At 60.0% G+C, this 19,310-nt stretch carries 13 protein-coding genes; 4 read left to right on the top strand and 9 right to left on the bottom strand.

Going from position 1 to position 19,310, the window contains the following annotated elements; all coding sequences use genetic code 11:
* The first annotated feature begins 4 nt into the window (after positions 1-4).
* Positions 5-343 carry a P-II family nitrogen regulator gene (locus tag HYN24_RS10075; RefSeq protein ID WP_117609126.1) on the top strand — a complete coding sequence of 113 codons (339 nt, stop codon included), beginning with the start codon at positions 5-7 and terminating at the stop codon, positions 341-343.
* A 107-nt stretch (positions 344-450) separates the two neighbouring features.
* Here the strand turns inward: HYN24_RS10075 and HYN24_RS10070 are convergent, their stop codons facing one another.
* The 6 genes from HYN24_RS10070 to cysD form a co-directional block, all read right to left on the bottom strand.
* Entirely contained in the window at positions 451-1,023 is a 573-nt protein-coding gene (locus HYN24_RS10070) for a DUF1415 domain-containing protein (RefSeq protein WP_117610310.1), read from the bottom strand.
* 124 nt (positions 1,024-1,147) lie between these two features.
* On the bottom strand, positions 1,148-1,744 hold the full coding sequence (locus HYN24_RS10065) for a DUF4124 domain-containing protein (protein WP_117609125.1): 597 nt from the start codon (positions 1,742-1,744) through the stop codon (positions 1,148-1,150).
* Positions 1,745-1,798: 54 nt separating this feature from the next.
* Positions 1,799-2,680: an HDOD domain-containing protein gene (locus HYN24_RS10060; RefSeq protein ID WP_117609124.1), complete on the bottom strand. Its 882-nt coding sequence runs from the start codon at positions 2,678-2,680 to the stop codon at positions 1,799-1,801.
* A gap of 19 nt (positions 2,681-2,699) precedes the next feature.
* Positions 2,700-3,503, bottom strand: a complete 804-nt coding sequence (locus HYN24_RS10055; protein ID WP_117609123.1) for a response regulator — start codon at positions 3,501-3,503, stop codon at positions 2,700-2,702.
* Positions 3,504-3,662: 159 nt separating this feature from the next.
* Positions 3,663-4,934, bottom strand: a complete 1,272-nt coding sequence (locus HYN24_RS10050) for a sulfate adenylyltransferase subunit 1 (RefSeq protein ID WP_117609122.1) — start codon at positions 4,932-4,934, stop codon at positions 3,663-3,665.
* On the bottom strand, positions 4,934-5,863 hold the full coding sequence (gene cysD / locus HYN24_RS10045; protein WP_117609121.1) for a sulfate adenylyltransferase subunit CysD: 930 nt from the start codon (positions 5,861-5,863) through the stop codon (positions 4,934-4,936). The genes HYN24_RS10050 and cysD overlap by 1 nt, the downstream gene beginning before the upstream one ends.
* Positions 5,864-6,078: 215 nt before the next feature.
* Between cysD and HYN24_RS10040 the strand changes: the two genes are divergently transcribed.
* Positions 6,079-6,597, top strand: a complete 519-nt coding sequence (locus tag HYN24_RS10040) for a superoxide dismutase family protein (protein ID WP_117609120.1) — start codon at positions 6,079-6,081, stop codon at positions 6,595-6,597.
* 23 nt (positions 6,598-6,620) lie between these two features.
* Here the strand turns inward: HYN24_RS10040 and fumC are convergent, their stop codons facing one another.
* Entirely contained in the window at positions 6,621-8,018 is a 1,398-nt protein-coding gene (fumC, locus tag HYN24_RS10035; RefSeq protein ID WP_117609119.1) for a class II fumarate hydratase, read from the bottom strand.
* Between the two features lie 208 nt (positions 8,019-8,226).
* On the opposite strand from fumC, the gene HYN24_RS10030 reads away from it, so the two are divergent.
* A complete protein-coding gene (locus HYN24_RS10030) occupies positions 8,227-11,094 on the top strand; it encodes a PAS domain-containing protein (protein ID WP_117609118.1) in 2,868 nt (955 codons plus the stop codon).
* Between the two features lie 31 nt (positions 11,095-11,125).
* Here HYN24_RS10030 and ycaO read toward each other — a convergent pair whose 3' ends face one another.
* Positions 11,126-12,853 carry a 30S ribosomal protein S12 methylthiotransferase accessory factor YcaO gene (gene ycaO, locus HYN24_RS10025; protein ID WP_117609117.1) on the bottom strand — a complete coding sequence of 576 codons (1,728 nt, stop codon included), beginning with the start codon at positions 12,851-12,853 and terminating at the stop codon, positions 11,126-11,128.
* Between the two features lie 182 nt (positions 12,854-13,035).
* Here ycaO and HYN24_RS10020 point away from each other — a divergent pair, with 182 nt between their 5' ends.
* Positions 13,036-16,065: an ABC transporter substrate-binding protein gene (locus HYN24_RS10020; RefSeq protein WP_117609116.1), complete on the top strand. Its 3,030-nt coding sequence runs from the start codon at positions 13,036-13,038 to the stop codon at positions 16,063-16,065.
* A gap of 19 nt (positions 16,066-16,084) precedes the next feature.
* Here HYN24_RS10020 and HYN24_RS10015 read toward each other — a convergent pair whose 3' ends face one another.
* Positions 16,085-19,222 carry an efflux RND transporter permease subunit gene (locus HYN24_RS10015; protein WP_117609115.1) on the bottom strand — a complete coding sequence of 1,046 codons (3,138 nt, stop codon included), beginning with the start codon at positions 19,220-19,222 and terminating at the stop codon, positions 16,085-16,087.
* Positions 19,223-19,310 lie beyond the last annotated feature (88 nt).

Below are 19,310 nucleotides of genomic sequence, written 5' to 3'. Positions count from 1 at the left end.
GCCCATGAAAAAGATCGAAGCTGTCATCAAACCCTTCAAGCTCGACGAAGTCCGCGAGGCCCTGTCGGAAATCGGCATCGCCGGCCTGACGGTTACCGAGGTCAAGGGCTTCGGCCGCCAGAAGGGCCATACCGAGCTCTATCGCGGGGCCGAGTACGTCGTTGATTTCCTGCCCAAGATCAAGATTGAAATCGTCGTCAATAGTGAGCACGTCGATGCTGCCATCGAGGCCATCATCAAGGCGGCGCGTACCGGCAAGATCGGCGACGGCAAGATTTTCGTCATGCCGGTCGAGCAGGTCGTGCGTATTCGTACCGGTGAAACAAACGAAGCAGCGGTTTAATTGCTTCGGCCCTGAGGGGCAGCCCGAGAGCAGCGGGCAGAAAGAAAACGGGCAGCTTCGGGCTGCCCTTTTTTACGTCTGGCCTGACCAAATGATGGGTGTGTGAATTAGCCCAGCCAGAGCTTCTTCCAGCCGTCGTGGCCCAGACGCTCCATCGTCTCGATATTGCGCTCGAAAATCGCTTCGGCATCGGGAAAAGCCGCCACAGCACGGTCGATGCTGCTTTCGCGGAGCAGGTGCAGGGTCGGGTAGGGGGAGCGGTTGGTGAAGTTGGCGATGTCATCCGGTTCGCTACCGGAAAATTCATACTGCGGATGCAGGCTGGCGATCTGGAAAACCCCTTCGAACCCGAGATTGCGGATCAGGGCATCGACTTCACTCAGGAAAAAATGGAAATCGAGGAAATCGGTCATCGCCAGCGGATGAATGAGCAGGGTGGTGTCCAGTTCATTCGGCGCGGTATCGGCCAGGTGTGTCAGCTCGTGTTCCAGTTCGGCCAGTAGTTCATCCGCGGTGCTGGCGGCACTCAAGGCATAGCGAACCTGCTTTTTGACAAAGACGCTTTTGGCGAACGGGCACAGGTTGAGACCGATTACTGCGCGCTCAACCCAGCACTGGGTGCGGGCAACGATCTCGGCGCTGGCGGCGGCATCGGGGTAGGGTTTCAGGACATCGGTCATGGTCGGCCTTGGCATGCGTTGAGGCGACGCTGGCGTTGCCCGGAAGGCGGCATTTTAGCCTGCCGTTTCGGTGACGGGGATAGGCAGTGGCGCTTGGCGGCTGGGCCGGTCGGGCTCGAACGGACTATTTCTGTAGCGGCGGCATGACGATCTTCGGTGCCGTCGGCAACGGATCGGTCTTTGGCATGGGTTGCTGGGTGGGTAACTGGTTTGGTAGATGGCTCGGCGGTTGATGTGAATGGGGATGCTGCGGGTAGGCCGGCACCGTTCCCGGGATGTAAACATTCTGCGGAGGGGCAGCGATGTTGTGGCATTCGGCTTCCATCTGGGCGCGCTGGGTGGCCTCCAGCGCCATTCCTTCAATGCTGCGCAGACATTCTTCGGTGTTGGCGTACTGGCGCTGCAGCGTCGGTGCCGGCGGTGGCGTGCGGCGCGGCTGAGTGGCTGCCCGTTCATCGCGGGCCGCCGTGTCTTCGGCGCGCTGGCTGGCTTCACGTTTCTCGACGTATTGGCGCATCCGTTCGACCTCGTGCTCGGCCTGCCGGCGGGCCGCTTCGGATACGCGTTCGTCGGGGCGCGAGGTGATGGTGCTGCTGCCGAGCGGGCAGGGCAGGTTGGATATCTCGGTGTTGCCATTGGCCAGGCGGCACTTGTAGATTTCCGCGCTGGCAGCGGTCGACAGAAATATCAGGGTGGCGCTGGCGATGAAGATTTTTAGCATAGGGTAATTATTCACCAAAATGCATCTGGCGTATTGTCTGTCGCAACTTTGTGTCTACGACGACAGCGGGTCTTGTTCCGCCTCTGCCTGTCGGGCCGCCAGAATCTGCTCTTCGGGCGCGCCGATGCGCTCGAGAAGGTTGCTGTGGCCGATGTGCAGAAGGGCTTCGATGGCCTGGTAGTCGTCGGGCAGGGCTGCATCATTCCAGCCATTGGCCGAGTGGCGGGCAAGGTCGACGGCGAGAATGACGTTCCGGACATTGCCCGTGTCGGCATCCTCGGGGTTGAGCAGGGAACAGAGCAGGGGTGGCAGCCCCCAGTGGGTGATCAGTTCGACGGCGATTTCGTCGAGCGGGGCGCCAAAGACTTCCTGCTGGATCTGTACGGTGCGCCGTCCCGGTTCATCGGCCAGACGCTCCTTGGCGCGCACGGCGAGGTTGGGGGCGAGGCACCACATGAGCATTTCGACAAGGTCATGGAGCAGGGCCGCCATGGCGATTTCGTCGAAGCTGATATTCTGGCGGAACAAGGCCCAGTCCCTCGCCCAGGCCGAGGCCGTGCGGGCTCTGGCGATGACCTTGAGCAGGCCGAGCATGGCCTTTGGGTAGCCCTTGAGCTGATGCTCGACGATCGGCGGATCCTGAATGCTGTTATAGAAATTCTGCGTGCCGATCATCACCAGGGAGCGTTCCACGGTCGTGATATCAGCCGACTGGCTGCTTGAGCGGTGCGCCTGCATGTACTGAAAGACGCGCAGGGTCATCAGCGGGTCATGCTCGATGATGGAGGCCAGCTTGCGGGTATTGATGGTGTCCGCGGTCTCACGCAGTTCTTCCAACTGGTGCACCGTATGGCGCAGGACGGGGACTTCAATACTCTTGAAGTGATCGACCCAGGAGGCGGCACCCGGAAATGGAAAGTCGATCATCAAGGTCATGGCGCGGCGTCCTTTGGCTTTAGATGTTGAACAACTGTTTCACGAACTTCTCAATATATGCCGGTCGGACCGGTTTGACGATATAACCTCGAGCCCCCAGGCCGGCGGCTTTTTCGACGATGCCTCGCGAGGTGTCACCGGTGACCATGACCACGGCGGTGGCCGGGCTTACTTCCAGAATTTTGGGCAGGGCGTCGAGACCGGAGAGGATGGGCATGTCGACGTCAAGAAAGAGCACGGTCGGGTGGTGCGCCTGGGCGGCGCGAATGGCCTCTTCGCCATTGGCGACCTGGGCGACCACGTTGAGGCCGAGTTCGGTGACCAATCCCTTGAGCAGCAGACGGATTGACCCGTTGTCATCAACGATGACTGCCGTATGTTTCAGGGAGGGCTTTGGCTGGCTACCGGCTTCAGCGGTGAGGTTCTTGCTGGCGGTCTCCGGGCGCTTGCCCTGCGACGCCTGACGGGTGGCGCAAACCTGCTGCAATTCGTCGATTACCTGCTTTTGTCCGAAGGGCTTCTGCAGAAAGCCTGCCGACCCGGCATCGGCCGCCTTGGCCTTGATGTCGGCCTCCTCGGAGGCGGTGATGAACAGAACGTCGATATCGGGATAGGTCGAATTGATCTCGCGCAGGATGTCGAGCCCATTGCGACCGGGCAACTGGTAGTCGAGGCAGACGATATCCGGCGACAGCTTGCGGACAGCATCCATTACCCCCTTGCCTTCCTCGAGCAAACCGACCACCTCGTAGCCCTGGCTGGAGAGCAGGACGTTGAGTAGGTTTCGCATCGAGGCATTGTCGTCAACGATCAGAACGCGCATGGGGCAAGTCTTCCAGCAGTTTTATTGAGTCCCGGTTAGTCGTATTGCGGTGAAATCGCGATTAACGCTTATGTTAGCTGCGAAATGAGAAAAATGTGCAGGCAAAAATGAAAGAAGCCCCGGTGGGGCTTCCTTTGCGGGGTTTTCACGAAATCGAAATCAGAGAATCATCCCGGCGCCGACCGTGTTGTTATTGCTCTCATCGATGATGATGAAAGCACCGGTCCCCCGGTTTTCCAGATAGGGGTCGGCGAACAGGGGCTGGGCCAGCTTGAAGGTGACCTGGGCGATGTCGTTCATGGCCAGTTTTTCGGCCGGGACCTTTTCCAGCGTATTGACATCGAGGCGATGGTCGATGGCCGCCAGCTTGGCCTTCGAGTCACGCGTGGTATGGCGGATCAGATAAGTGCGGGCGCGATCCATCGGTGCTTCGGCCATCCAGCAGACGGTGGCCTCGATCTGCTTGACGGCAGCCGGCACTTCGCTCGATTTGACGATCATGTCGCCACGTGAGGTGTCGATCTCGTCGGCGAGCAGGATGGTGACCGATTGCTCGGTGACTGCTTCAGGGATATCAACGCCGCCGATCTGGATGGCCTTGACGGTGGACGTCAGACCATTGGGCAGGACGGTGACGGCATCGCCGACCTTGAGGCTGCCAGCTTCGACGCGGCCCATGAAACCCCGGTAGTCGTGCAGGTCGGGGTTGGCCGAATCCTGCGGGCGACAGACGTACTGAACCGGGAAGCGGAACTTCTCGGTATGTTCGGTATGGGCGGCCGGGGCGGCCTCGAGCATTTCCAGAAGGGTCGGGCCTTGGTACCAGTCGAGTTTGTCGCCACGGTCGACGATCATGTCGCCATTGAGTGCCGAAAGCGGAATGAAGCGGATGTCCTCGATACCGACCTTGGCGGCGAATTCGAGGTACTCACCCTTGATTCGCTCGTAGGTCTCCTCCGAGTAATCGGCCAGGTCCATCTTGTTGATGGCAACGATCAGGTGCGGGATGCCGACCAGGGCAGCGAGCTTGGAGTGGCGGCGGGTCTGGGTGAGGACGCCCTTGCGCGCATCGATCAGGATGATGGCAAGGTTGGCCGTCGAGGCGGCCGTCACCATGTTGCGGGTGTATTGCTCGTGGCCCGGCGCGTCGGCAATGATGTACTTGCGCGTGCCGGTGCTGAAATAGCGGTAGGCGACGTCGATGGTGATGCCCTGTTCGCGCTCGGCCTGCAGGCCATCGGTGAGCAATGACAGGTCAACGGCGCCGAGGCCGCGTTTTTCCGAGGTCTTGGCGATGGCCGACAGGGTGTCGGCAAGAATGGTCTTGGTGTCGAACAGCAGGCGGCCGATCAGGGTGCTCTTGCCGTCATCGACGCTGCCGCAGGTCAGGAAGCGGAGCAGGCCGCGGTCTTCAACTTGATGGGCGCTCATTAGAAGTAACCCTCTTTCTTGCGTTGTTCCATTGAGGCGTCGCTGGTCTGGTCGTCCAGGCGGGTAGCGCCGCGCTCGGTGATGGTGGTGGTGGCCGTTTCGAAAACGATCTTGCTGACCGTATCGGCATCGGACTCGACAGGGGCCGTGCAGGAAATGTCGCCGACGGTGCGGAAACGGACCTGGAGGTCGATGATCTGTTCACCGGCCTTGGACGGATTGGCCAGTTCGCCGGAAACCAGCGGGACGTTGACCGGGACGATGGCACCCTGGCGCATGACCACCGGGCGGGTGTGGGCGAAGTAGATATTGGGCAGTTCGAGGTTTTCACGCTCGATGTATTGCCAGACGTCCATTTCCGTCCAGTTCGAGATGGGGAAGGCGCGGATGTTCTCGCCTTTATGGCTGCGGGCGTTGTACAGACTCCACAGTTCCGGGCGCTGATTCTTCGGGTCCCACTGGCCGAATTCGTCGCGGAAACTGAAGATGCGTTCCTTGGCGCGGGCCTTTTCTTCATCACGGCGGGCGCCACCGATGCAGGCATCGAAGCCGAATTCCTCGATGGCTTCGAGCAAGGTGACTGACTGATGCTTGTTGCGCGACTCGCCCTCGTGCTTGAGGACCACCGTGCCGCGCGCCATCGAATCCTCGACCGAACGGACGATCAGGCGCTCGCCCAGTTCGGCAGCGCGCTTGTCGCGGAAGGCGACGACTTCCTTGTAGTTGTGGCCGGTGTCGATGTGCATCAGCGGGAAGGGGAACTTGCCCGGGCGGAAAGCCTTCTCAGCCAGGCGCAGCATGCAGATCGAGTCCTTGCCGCCGGAGAAGAGCAGGACCGGGTTGGAACACTGGCCGGCGACTTCGCGCATGATGTGGATGGCCTCGGCTTCGAGCCAGTCGAGGTGAGAGAGTGTGTTGCGTTGGGTCATTGCCGGGAAATCCGCAGGAATAGTCGAGAGTTTTCGAATGGCCGCCATTGTAGCAAAGCGCTTAATATTCTTTTAAGAACAAGTGCGCATCTTGTTATTTCAAATTGTTATAAAGATTTGTGTGTCATGACTTGAACGTTCTTTGCTTGAGCCGGTCAGCACTAGCGATGCGAACGTTTTCAGGTTCGCCCAACCGCTATTTTCAGGAGAGTGCCATGCTGCTACGTCCCGCTATCGCCTTGAGTGCCTTGTCTGTCGTCCTGCTCGGTGGCTGTGCCACCTCGATGTCCGGCCCTTCGGCCAGTGCCGATCTGCTCGCCCGTTCGGGAAGCGCGGTGAACGGCACGGTCCGTTTCATCGAAACCAATGGTCGTTTGCGGGTCGAAGCCACCGTTGCCGGACTAGCCCCGGGCGAGCATGGCTTCCATGTGCATGAGGCGGGTGACTGCAGTGCGCCCGATGCCACCAGCGCCAAGGGACATTTCAATCCGACCGGCAAGGCCCATGGCCATCACGCCGGTGCTGAGCGTCATGGGGGTGATATGCCTAACCTGATCGCCAACGCCGACGGAAAGGCCAGCTACACGGCCGAACTAAGCGGTTTGAGCCTGGGCGGGACGACCGGTGTGGTCGGGCGCAGTGTGGTGATTCATGCCGACCCGGACGACTACAAGTCGCAGCCGGCGGGCAATTCGGGCAAGCGGATTGCCTGCGGGGTCATTGCTGCCCGTTGATCAGGCCAGGGTCAGGCCCGGGTTCAAGGGCCTGACCGAATCATCCCGGCCGGCACGACCCAGCGTTCAAAATCCTCGGCCGTGACATAAGCCAGCCTCAGTGCCGCCTGCCTGAGCGAAATTCCCTCGCTGGCCGCCAGTTTGGCGATTTCGGCTGCCTTGTCGTAGCCGATGTGCGGGACGAGTGCGGTGACCAGCATCAGAGAATGTTCCAGCAGTTCGGCGATGCGCTCGCGGTGAGCGGTAATGCCGAGCACGCAATGACGTTGGAAGCTCAGCATGCCGTCGGTCAGCAGGCGGACGCTCTGCAGGAAATTATGGGCGATCACCGGCTTGAAGACGTTCAGCTCGAAATTGCCGGAGGCCCCGGCAACGCTGATGGTGACATCGTTGCCCATGATCTGGCAGCACAGCATGGTGAGCGCCTCGCACTGCGTTGGATTGACCTTTCCGGGCATGATCGAACTGCCCGGCTCGTTTTCCGGCAGGCCGATCTCGCCCAGACCGGAGCGCGGTCCCGAGGCCAGCCAGCGGATGTCATTGGCAATTTTCATGAGCGCCACGGCCAGGGTCTTGAGGGCCCCGTGGGCAGCCACCAGTCCGTCATGCGCGGCCAGGGCGGCGAACTTGTTGTCGGCGGAGACGAAGGGAAAGCTGGTACCCACAGCTAGTTCAGCCGCGACGTGCTGGCCGAATTCGGGATGGGTGTTGAGTCCGGTGCCGACCGCGGTGCCGCCGACCGCCAACGGGTAGAGCGATGCCAGGCTGGCCGCGATGGCGGCCCCGGCGTGGCGTAGCTGAGCGACGTAGCCGGAAAACTCCTGGCCCAGCGAGAGCGGTGTTGCGTCCTGCAGATGGGTCCGGCCGATCTTGATGATGTCGGCAAATTCGCCGGATTTCTCTTCCAGGCTTGAGACCAGACCCTGCAGGGCGGGGAGCAGCAGGCCTTCGATGCCGATCACGGCGGCGACGTGAATGGCCGTGGGAAAGATATCGTTGGACGACTGACCGAGATTTACCTGGTCGTTGGGATGAACGAGCCGGGTGTTACCACGTTGCCCCCCGAGCAGTTCCGAGGCGCGATTGGCCAGAACCTCGTTGAGATTCATGTTGGTTTGCGTGCCCGAGCCGGTTTGCCAGACAGACAGGGGAAACTCGCCGGAAAGGCGGTTATCTCTGACTTCATCGGCCGCAAGGATAATCGCCTCGGCCATGTTGGCCGGAATTAGTCCAAGTTGGCTGTTCACCCTGGCGCAGCTAGCCTTGACCATGGCCAGGGCACGGATCAGCTCGCCCGGCATGCGTTCCGTCGAAATGGCGAAATGCGCCAGCGAACGCTGGGTTTGGGCGCCCCACAGGTGCTCTGCGGCAACCTCGATGTTGCCGAATGAATCATTTTCCTGGCGGTAGTGCGGGTTCATGGCTGACTCCTTCTGTTAAGAGTCACTGATAGCCGGGAAGTTCGGCGGAAATAGCTTTGCCAACAGGATCACCGAGTGGATAGAATTAGCATATACAAATATTCCAATGCCAGTTTCGGGGGGGACAGGTGGAAATTTATCGTTGTGAACGATCGCAGTTCGCTGCGTTTATCTGGGCATCGTGCCGTGAAACGGTGAGAATGCAGCCATGAAACGCCGAAGCATCCACCTTGCCACTGCCCTCCTGGTTTTTTGCAGTCTGTTGCTGTCTGCCTACCTGGCGGAGAAAATTAACCGCGAACAGTTTGCTTCAGCCGAGCGTGCCGAGGTCCTGCATAGCCTGACCGTGGTACGCGATGGGCTGGAAACCAATTTAACCAGCGACATCCAGCTGGTTCGTGGCCTGATCAGTGTCATCGCACTGACCCCCGATATCGATCAGCGGCGTTTCGACATTGCCGTCCAGCCGCTTTTTTCGGGGCGAAACCAGCTCCGGAACATCGTTGCTGCCCCGGACATGGTGATTCGCTGGGTGCACCCGATCGAAGGTAACGAAAAGGCGATCGGTCTCGATTACCGCAATACCCCGGCGCAGTTCCCTGCGGTCGAGCGGGCCCGCTTGTCGCGACAAATCGTTCTGGCCGGGCCGCTCAATCTGGTTCAGGGAGGGGTTGGTCTGGTCGCCCGCCTGCCGGTCTATTTGCCCGATGGCAAGGGTAAGGAGAGCTTCTGGGGCATTGTCAGTGCCGTGATCGATGTCGACAAGCTGTTTGCCAGCAGCGGTCTGCGTGACGACAAGTTATCCATCGAAGTCGCCATTCGGGGCAAGGATGCGAGAGGGCCTGAGGGCGAGGTGTTTTTCGGCCGTCCGGAGCTGTTTGATGCCAACCCGGTTCTGGCCAGCATTTACCTCCCGGATGGTTCCTGGCAGATCGCCGCGATACCCCATGGCGGCTGGAAAGCCGAGCCCGATAACCGGTGGTCGCTACGTTTTGGATTTGCGCTTATCGCTTTCATGGTGAGCGGTGCTTTTCTTGCGCTGGGTCGGGCGTTTTCCACGGCGTCCAAGGCCACTGAACGGGCCGAAGCTTCGCGGCGACAACTCTCGGCTACGCTGGAAAATACACCCAACGTGGCTATCCAGTGGTTCGATGGCGATGGCCGGGTGATCTACTGGAATACGGCTTCAGAAGCGCTTTACGGCTGGCGTGCCGAGGAAGCGAAGGGGAAGTTTCTGGTTGAGTTGATTTTCAGCGAAGAGGAGGGGCAGCGCTGCCAATCTGCCCTGGCGCAAGTCGCCCTTACTGGCCAGTCGCTTGGTCCGGAAGAATTTCTCACCCGGACGCGAACCGGTGAGGCGCGCTGGGTCGAATCCACAGCCTTTCTGATTCCGGGTGACGGCGATTCAGGACAGATTCTGGTCTGTATGGATGTCGATATCACCAATCGCAAGCTGGCCGAGAAAAAGGTGGCTGATTTCAACCGGGATTTCGAAGCCTTCCTCAATCAGACGACCGATTTCATTTATTTCAAGGATGCTGACAGCCGCTTCCGTTTCTGTAGCCAGGCGCTGGCCGAGATTACCGCGCATGCCCACTGGCGCGACCTCATCGGCAAACATGACCGGGAAGTTTTCCCGCCTGATGTTGCCCGCCATTACCAAGATGAGGAGGTCGCGGTCTTCGCCGAGGGAACGCCGCTGCTCGCCAAGATTTCGCCTTATTACCTCGCTGATGGCTCGCTTGGTTATGTTGAAACGAATAAATGGCCGCTCTTTGACGACAAACAAGCGGTCGTCGGTCTGTTCGGCATCAGCCGCGATATTTCGGAACGGGTGCGCAACGAAGAAGAACTGAGCCAATACCGTCAGCATCTTGAAGAATTGGTTACCCGGCGCACGGCGGAGCTGGCCGTTGCCAAGGAGGCCGCAGAAACAGCGAGCGTAGCGAAGAGCGCTTTCCTGGCCAACATGTCGCACGAGATTCGCACGCCGCTCAATGCCATCTCCGGTATGACGCACCTGATACGGCGCAGCGGCCTTGACGTCGGGCAGCAGGAGCGCCTTGACCGGCTGGAAAAAGCCACCGACCACCTGCTCGGCATTATCAATGCCATTCTCGATATGTCCAAGATCGAGGCCGGGAAATTCACCCTTGAAGAGTCGCCAATCAAGGTCTCGGGGATACTCGACGATGTTGCTTCGATGCTGCGCGATCGTGCCCAGGGCAAGGGTCTCGGGCTGCAACTCGACCCGCTTCCAGCCTTGCCGCCCCTGCTCGGCGATCCGACTCGTCTGCAACAGGCCTTGCTCAACTATGTGACCAATGCCATCAAATTTACCGATGCTGGTGTGATTACCTTGCGGGTCAGCCTGATCGAGGGCGATGCCTGCAGCGTTCTGCTCCGCTTCGAGGTTGAGGACACCGGGATTGGTATTGCCGATGACGACTTGCCGAGGCTGTTCAGTGCCTTTGAGCAAGCCGACAATTCAACCACCCGGAAATACGGCGGTACCGGGCTTGGTCTGGCCATTACCCGCAAGCTGGCCCGCCTCATGGGGGGCGACGCCGGTGCCTTCGCACGGGCAGGGCAGGGTAGTATTTTCTGGCTGACAGCCCGCCTGAAAGTCGCCGCTGAAGACCTGCCGTCCAGCCCGGGCGAGTCTCTTGCCGATGCTGCAGATGCCTTGCGGCGTGAGTATTCGGGGCGGCGCGTCCTGCTCGTCGATGACGAGCCGATCAATCAGGAAATCGCCAAGGCCATACTCGATGAAGTTGGCTTGCAGGTGGATCTGGCCGACGACGGCGTCGTGGCGTTGGAAATGGTCGCCAGGCAGAACTATGACCTGATCCTGATGGACATGCAGATGCCGCGCATGGACGGTCTGGCTGCAACCCGCCAGATACGCGACGGCTCGGTGGCCCATGGCGTGCCGATTGTGGCCATGACCGCCAATGTCTTTGCCGACGACAAGGCACGTTGCCTGGCCGCCGGCATGAACGATTTCATCGCCAAGCCGGTCGATCCCGACCGCCTTTACGCGACGGTTCTGAAATGGCTGGTTGAGCGTCGGTAGTTGCGCCTCAATGGCCGCTACTGACCATTGTCTAGCAACGACCCGCGGCTTTTTCGTATTCCTTGAGCAGGCGTTGGTGCAGGTCGCAGCCTGCGAGGGCGAGGCCCGGTGAGACCAGACCGAAGAAGCGGGTTTCGCCGTCGATCAGATCGGTCGCCATATCCAGGGTTTCTTCCCCGTAGAGGCTGACCAGCGCATCTTCGAAGATGTTCGGGTCTTCCATCTCGAGCAGCGTTGCGATGCATTGATAGATGCGGCGACGGCCAGCATCAAGTTGTTCGAACTGACGTACCCATTCGCAACCTTCGAGCGTCGCATCGGTATCCCCGACAGCCAGGGCCAGCATGGTCTTCAGTTCGCCGACCCGCAAGTCGGCCCACAGTGACCCGGCATCCGGGGCGAGGCCGATGAGCGCAGCAACCGGGCGTTCATCGGCGATGTTCAGTTCGTTCAGGGTGTCGAGCAATTGGCCGCACTGGTCTTCATCAAGTTCGGCCAGGTTGAGGATGGCCGGGCGGACGGCGGCGCCATTGCTGTTGTTTTCCCATTCGAGGTCGTCGATCGGGTAAATCTCCGACATGCCGGGGACGAGGATACGGCAGGCGTAAACACCAAGATGGTCGAAATCGGCGACGTAGATGTCGTGGCCATCGGCGTGGATGCGCTCGGCCAGCCAGGCGTAGTCGTCGGTGGTCTTGCCGTTTTCCAGATCGTTGAAATTCCAGTCGGCGAATTCGAAGTCTGGCGTCTCGCTAAAATAGTTCCAGTGCACGATGCCGCTCGAATCGACGAAATGGATTTCGATATTCGGGGCGCTCGCCACTTCGTCGAGATCGAAGCCGGGGGGCGGAAAGCCGTCGAGGGCATCGAGGGCGCGGCCCTGCAGGAGTTCGGTCAAGGCCCGTTCAAGCGCAATCTCGAAACGCGGATGGGCGCCGAAACTGGCGAAAACACCCTGGTCGCGGGGGTTGAGCATGGTCACGCACATCACCGGGTACTTGCCGCCGAGCGACGCGTCCTTGACCAGAATGCCAAAGCCGGCGTCGCGCAGGCCCTGAATGCCGGCAGCGATGGTCGGATAACGGGCGATCACCTCTTCCGGGACGTCCGGCAGACAGATGCCCTCGGCAATCACCTTGAACTTGACGTGACGTTCGAGGATTTCCGACAGCGCCTGGGCGCGTGCCTCGGCCTGCGTGTTGCCAGCCGACATGCCGTTGCTGACGTAGAGGTTGCTGATGATGTTGACCGGCACGAAAACTTCGGCCCCATCGCGCTGGCGCACATAGGGGATAGCGCAGATGCCGCGCTCGTAGTGGCCGGTATTCATGTCGATCAGGGCTTCGGCCGGGATACTGCCTTCCGGGTTGTAGAAAGCTTGGAGTTCGGGCGTCAGCAGTTCGGCCGGCCAGTCGGTGCCGGTCACCGGGAACCAGCGTTCCCGCGGGTAATGCGCGAATTCGCGGTTGGCGACGGTTTCGCCGAGGTAATAGTGATTCCAGAAATAATTGCAGGACAGACGTTCAAAATACTCGCCCAGCGCGCTGGCGTGAGCGGCCAGTTTCGTCGCCCCCTTGCCGTTGGTGAACATCAGGTGACAGGCGCGATTGCGCACATGCACGGACCACACGTTATCGACCGGGTTGAGCCAGGAGCATTCCTCGATATCGAAGCCGCGGGCCGTCAGTTTGGCCTGCATCGAGGCGATAGAGTGTTCGAGCGAGGCATCCTTGCCCGGAATGAAATGTTCTTGTTGCATCGGGCATCCCCTGAAAGTTAGGGGCGCAGTGTACGTCAGGGGGTGAAAATAGGGGGGGCAAATCCCAAAAAATGGTGGCATGCGCAGGGTGGCAAATGGCTATACCGCCAATCTCTCCTTGAAAAATCCGGTAAGCTTGGTGGCAAGAGACCAATACAACGATAAGACTTGGCCGATGGGCAATGTTTAATTACTTTTACGTCATTTTTCGCGCAGCACTTGCGGGTTTTCTGCTGTCACTCCCCCTGACAGGGTTTTCGGCGCCATCCGAAAAGCTCGTCCTGCAACTCAAGTGGTTTCATCAGTTCCAGTTTGCCGGTTACTACGCCGCCAAGGCGCAGGGTTATTTTGCGGACGAAGGTCTGGATGTCGAGATTCGTCCGCTCGACACGAAAAAGACCGTCGTCGATCAACTCGTGTCGGGACATGCGCAGTACGGTATCGGCGACTCCGGGGTGGTTGCCGATTATGCCAAGGGGGCGCCGATTGTCGCCCTGGCGGCGATTTTTCAGCACGATCCCCTGGTTTTTATCAGTCGCCGGCAGTCCGGGATCATCAGTCCCTATGAAATGGTCGGCAAACGGCTCATGTTTGATGCCAGCGGCAGCGACGAAGGGCCGCTACGGGCGCTGCTCTCCGAATCCGGACTGACGCCGGATAAATTCACCTACGTCCAGCATACCTACAATAAAGAGGACCTTGCCAGTGGCAAGGTCGATGTCATGTCAGCCTATCTGACGGACCAGCCTTTCTATTTTCGGCAGCGGGGCATCCCGGTCAACATCATCAATCCGCAGAATTACGGATTGGATTTTTATGGCGACCTGCTCATTACCAGCGAGCAGGAATTACAGGCCAATCCGGGGCGCGCCGAGCGTTTCATCCGCGCCTCCCTGAAGGGCTGGCAATACGCGCTCGATCATCCGGAGGAAATGATCCAACTGATCAAGCGTCAATACGGGAGTACGCTCAGTATTGAGCATTTGCGTTTCGAAGCAATCGAGACGCGCAAGATGATTCTCCCGGAAAGCGTCAAGCTTGGCCTGCTCGACCCCGGGCGGCTGCGTCGGCTGGCGTCGATATATGCCGACCGCAAGCTGGCGCCACCCTTGTCGGACCGGCAACTGAACCGATTCGTGTTTTCCAGCCGGATCGCCCTGGTCTTGACTGAGTCGGAGCAGGCGTGGCTCAAGGAACACCCCGTCATCCGCGTTGGCATCGATCGCGATTTTGCGCCTTATGAGTGGTTCAACGGGAAGGGCGATTTCGTCGGCATAAACGCCGATATCTTGCGTTTGCTGGAAGGGCGACTGGGCGTACGTTTCGACGTGGTCAAGGGGAAAAACTGGCAAGAAACGCTGGACATGGCCCGGGCCGGCGAACTGGATATGCTGAGTGATGCGGTGAATACGCCAGATCGCCGTCTATTCCTCAACTTTACTTCGCCGTTCATCCATTCGGCCATTGTCATCGTCAACGATGGCCGGAAAGGTTACCTGGGTGACTTGCACAATCTTTATGGCAAACGTGTCGCGGTAAAGCAGGGTTATTTCATGCAGGAGATGCTGGCCCGCGATCACCCCCAGATCAGGCTGGTGGCTACGCCAAACGAAGCGAAAGCCTTCGAATTGTTGAGAGAAGATCAGGCCGATGCCTACGTGGGTGATGCCCCCTCGCTGAATTATCTGATTCAGCAAACGGGCGAATTGAACTTGCGAATTTCCGGCACCACCGAATATCGCAGTGCACACAGCATGGCAGTCATTCACCGGCACCCGGAACTGCTGGGAATTCTCGAAAAAACCCTGGCGGCAGTTCCGCAAAACGAGCAAGACGATATCCTCAATCGCTGGATGGGCTTGCACATCGAGCAAGGGCTGCCGGCAAAAACCGTTTTTCAGTATGGTGCTGCCGCTGCGCTGATATTGATCCTCTTTGTTCTGTGGGTGCACAAGCTGCGGCGCGAAGTGGCGGCGCGCAAGGCCGCGGAGGCTGAACTGCAGGAGAGCGAGGCGCACCTCGAAAAAATCGTCCTCGCCCGTACCGCCGATCTGGCCGAAGCACGCGATGCAGCGGAAGCGGCGAATGTGGCAAAGAGCGCTTTTCTGGCCAACATGAGCCATGAAATTCGCACGCCGATGAATGGCATCGTCGGCATGGCGCATATCATGCGGCGCGAAGGCGTAACGTCCAGCCAGGCAGATCGGCTCGACAAGATGGATGCTGCCGCCAACCATCTGCTCGCCATCATCAATAACATTCTCGACATATCCAAGATCGAAGCCGGCAAATTCGAGCTTGAAGAGGCTCCCGTGACGTTCGCCAGCCTCTTGAGCAATGTCAAATCGATTCTCGCGGATCGGGCCAACAGCAAGGGGCTTTCCCTGCTGATGGATGCCAGCGCCATGCCAAACAATCTGCTAGGCGATCCGACGCGGCTACAGCAGGCGATACTTAATTACGCGTCCAATGCCATCAAGTTCACCGACACCGGCAGCGTGACCCTCCGCATCCTCGTCCAGGAGGACTGCGGAAAAGAAGTCGTTGTCCGTTTCGAGGTTCAGGATACCGGTCTGGGTATTGCACCAGAGGCGATGTCGCGGCTCTTCAGCGCCTTTGAGCAGGCCGACAATTCAATGACCCGCAAGTATGGCGGCACAGGTCTCGGACTGGCCATCACGTTGCGTCTGGCTGAGTTGATGGGTGGCGAGGCCGGCGCAGAGAGTCAGCCGGGCAAGGGAAGCACTTTCTGGTTTACGGCAAGACTCAAGCGGCAGGAAGGTGGCGAGCCGGCCGGCGTTGTCCAGCAAGCAGATAATGCGGCTGTGCTGATTGAAAGCTGTTACACGGGCCGCCATGTGCTGGTTGTGGATGACGAGCCGATCAACCGTGAGGTGGCCCGCATGCAGCTCGAGTCGGTCGGCCTGCTCGTCGATGAGGCTGAGGATGGCGCTGATGCCGTGACACTGGCCCAAGAAAAAACCTACGCTGCTATTTTTATGGACATGCAGATGCCCAACGTGAACGGCCTGGAGGCAACGCAAGAGATCCGGCAACTTCCGGGATACCAGGGCATAACCATCATCGCCATGACCGCCAACGCCTTTAACGAAGACCGGGTGCGCTGTTTCGAGGCCGGCATGAATGACTTTCTGGTCAAGCCGCTCGACCCTGACGTGTTATTTGCGACCCTGCTTCGCGCTTGGGGGTGAATTGCCTCGGTGGCCTCGATCAGGCGGTGGTGAGCCCCTGTTGACGCTGCTTGAGCAGCGCATAAATTGCCGGAATCACAGCCAGCGTCAGTACCGTTGAGGAAATCATGCCGCCGACCATGGGGGCGGCAATCCGGCTCATGACTTCCGAGCCGGTGCCGGTGCCCCACAGGATGGGTAGCAGGCCGGCCATGATGGCGGTGACGGTCATCATCTTGGGTCGGACGCGTTCGACGGCACCTTCCATGACTGCGGCATAAAGATCGGTGGCCTGTGGCTGGCGGCCTTCGCTGGCGCATTTTTGCTGGATCGCTGTCCAGGCATGATCGAGATAGATCAGCATGATGACGCCGGTTTCGGCCGCCACACCGGCCAATGCGATGAAGCCGATGGCGGCGGCGACCGACAGGTTGTAGCCGAGAATCCACATTAGCCAGATGCCACCGACCAGGGCGAAGGGCACCGAGAGCATGACGATCAGGGTTTCGGTGATGCGCCGGAAGTTGAGGTAAAGGAGCAGAAAGATGATGAGCAGGGTGACCGGCACAACGATTTTCAGCTTGGCGATGGCACGTTCCATGTACTCGAACTGGCCACTCCACGTGACGTAGGTGCCGGGTGTGAATTTGACCTTTTGATTGACCGCCTGGCGGGCATCGGCAACGTAGGAACCGATGTCGCGGTCGCGGATGTCGACGTAGATGTAAGCCGAGAGCAGGGCGTTTTCGGTGCGGATGGCCGGGGCGCCGGTACTGATCTTGACGTCGGCCAGCTGGCCGAGCGGCACCATGGTGGCCGGGGCACCCATCTCGGCCGGCACCGGGACGAGGACTTCGCGGGCGATGGCCTGCGGATCGCTGCGCAGATCGCGCGGGTAGCGCACGGTGACGCCGAAGCGTTCGCGGCCTTCGACGGTGGTGGTGACCATCTCGCCGCCGAGGGCCGTGCCGACGACATCCATGACTTCGCCAACGCTCAGGCCATAGCGGGCCAGGGCGCCGCGGTCGGGCACGATATCGAGGTAGAAGCCGCCGGTAATCCGTTCGGCAAAGGCGCTGCTGGTGCCAGGGACGGCCTTGACCACCGTTTCAATTTCCTTGGCCAGCCGTTCCATTTCAACCAGATCGGTGCCGAAGACCTTGATCCCGATGGGGGTGCGAATGCCGGTGGACAGCATGTCGATACGCGCCTTGATCGGCATCGTCCACGAGTTGGCCACGCCGGGGAACTGCAGCGCCCTGTCGAGTTCGGCGATCAGTTTGTCGGTGGTCATGCCGGCCCGCCATTCACTCTCCGGCTTGAGATTGATCACTGTCTCGAACATTTCCATCGGCGCCGGGTCAGTCGCCGTCTGGGCGCGACCTGCCTTGCCGAAAACCGAGGCGACTTCCGGGAGGCTCTTGATGATCTTGTCCTGCGTCTGCAATAGTTCGGCCGCCTTGGTTACCGACAGACCGGGCAGGGTGGTCGGCATGTAGAACAGCGTACCTTCGTTAAGCGTCGGCATGAATTCACTGCCCAGCCGGCTGGCCGGGATGAGGGTGAGGACCATGGCGAGCACGGCGGCTAGGATGGTTGTCTTCTTCCAGCGCATGACGCCGGCGATGGTCGGACGATAGACGCGGATGAGGGCGCGATTGACCGGATTTTCGGCTTCCGGCTTGATGTCGCCACGAATGAACAGCAGCATCAGCACCGGTACCAGCGTCACCGACAGGAAGGCGGCAGCGGCCATGGCGAAGGTCTTGGTCCAGGCCAGCGGGGCGAACAGCCGGCCTTCCTGGGCTTCAAGCGTGAATACCGGGAGGAAGGAGACGGTGATGATGAGCAGACTGAAGAAGAGCGCCGGGCCGACCTCTTTGCAGGCGGCAATCATCGCGTCACTACGCGACTCGCCGGGTTGCAGGCGCTCGAGATGCTTGTGGGCGTTCTCGATCATGACGATGGCAGCATCGATCATGGCGCCGACGGCAATGGCGATGCCGCCCAGACTCATGATGTTCGAGTTGATGCCGAGCGCCCGCATGCCGATGAAGGCGGCAAGGATGCCGACCGGTAACATGATGATGGCGACCAGCGCCGAGCGCAGATGGAGCAGGAAGACGATGCAAACCAGCGCGACGATCAGGCTTTCCTCGGCCAACGTACGCTTGAGCGTGGCAATGGCGCGTTCGATCAGTTCCGATCGGTCATAAACGGTCTGGATGCTGACGCCCTCGGGCAGGCCGGCGCTGATCTCGGCGACCTTGGCCTTCAGATTGCCGATCACCTCCAGCGCATTCTGGCCGTAGCGTGCCATGGCAATACCCGAAACCACCTCACCTTCACCGTTCAGCTCGGTGATGCCGCGCCGCTCGTCAGCCACCAGTTCGACCCGGCCGATATCGGCGACGCGCACCGGCGTGCCGTTCTGCGCCTTGAGCACAAGGTTCGCAATGTCGTCCTTGCCGCGCAGATAGCCACGACCGCGCACCATGTACTCGGTCTCGGCCATCTCCAGCGTGCGCCCGCCGACATCGCGGTTCGAATTGCGGATCACCTCGGCGACCCGCATCAGTGGGATGCCGTAGCTCCTGAGTTTGATCGGATCGACGGTGACCTGATATTGCTGGACAAAGCCGCCGATGCTCGCCACCTCGGCGACGCCGGGTGCCTTGGCCAACTGATAGCGAAGATACCAGTCCTGCAGGGTGCGCAATTCGGGCAGCGTCTTGTTCTTGGCCAGCACGGCGTACTGGAACACCCAGCCGACCCCGGTGGCATCCGGGCCCAGCGTCGGACTGACCCCCTTGGGCAGCTTCCCCGACACCGAATTGACGTACTCCAGCACGCGTGAGCGGGCCCAGTAGATATCGGTTCCATCCTCGAAAATGACGTAGACGAAGGAAGCGCCGAAGAAGGAGAAGCCGCGCACGACCTTGGATTTCGGTACTGAGAGGAGGGCGGTGGTGAGCGGGTAAGTGACTTGGTCCTCGACCACCTGCGGGGCCTGGCCGGGGAATTCGGTGTACAGGATGACCTGGACGTCGGAAAGATCGGGGATAGCGTCGAGCGGCGTCTTCATGACCGACCAGATGCCGGCGAGGGTGATGAAGAGGGTAGCGAGGAGAACGAGGAAACGGTTTTTGGCCGACCAGGTGATGAGGGCGTTAAGCATGGGGAGCTTTCCCTTTGTCGGTGCCTAGGGTTGGGGTGTTGTCGACTGATGGGCTTGGGGTTCCGCCTTGCTGATCAGTCGACAACCC

It is taken from the genome of Dechloromonas sp. HYN0024 (assembly GCF_003441615.1).
Lineage (GTDB): Bacteria > Pseudomonadota > Gammaproteobacteria > Burkholderiales > Rhodocyclaceae > Azonexus.
Note: the sequence above shows the minus strand (reverse complement) of the source record. Positions and strands in the feature narration are given on the sequence as shown.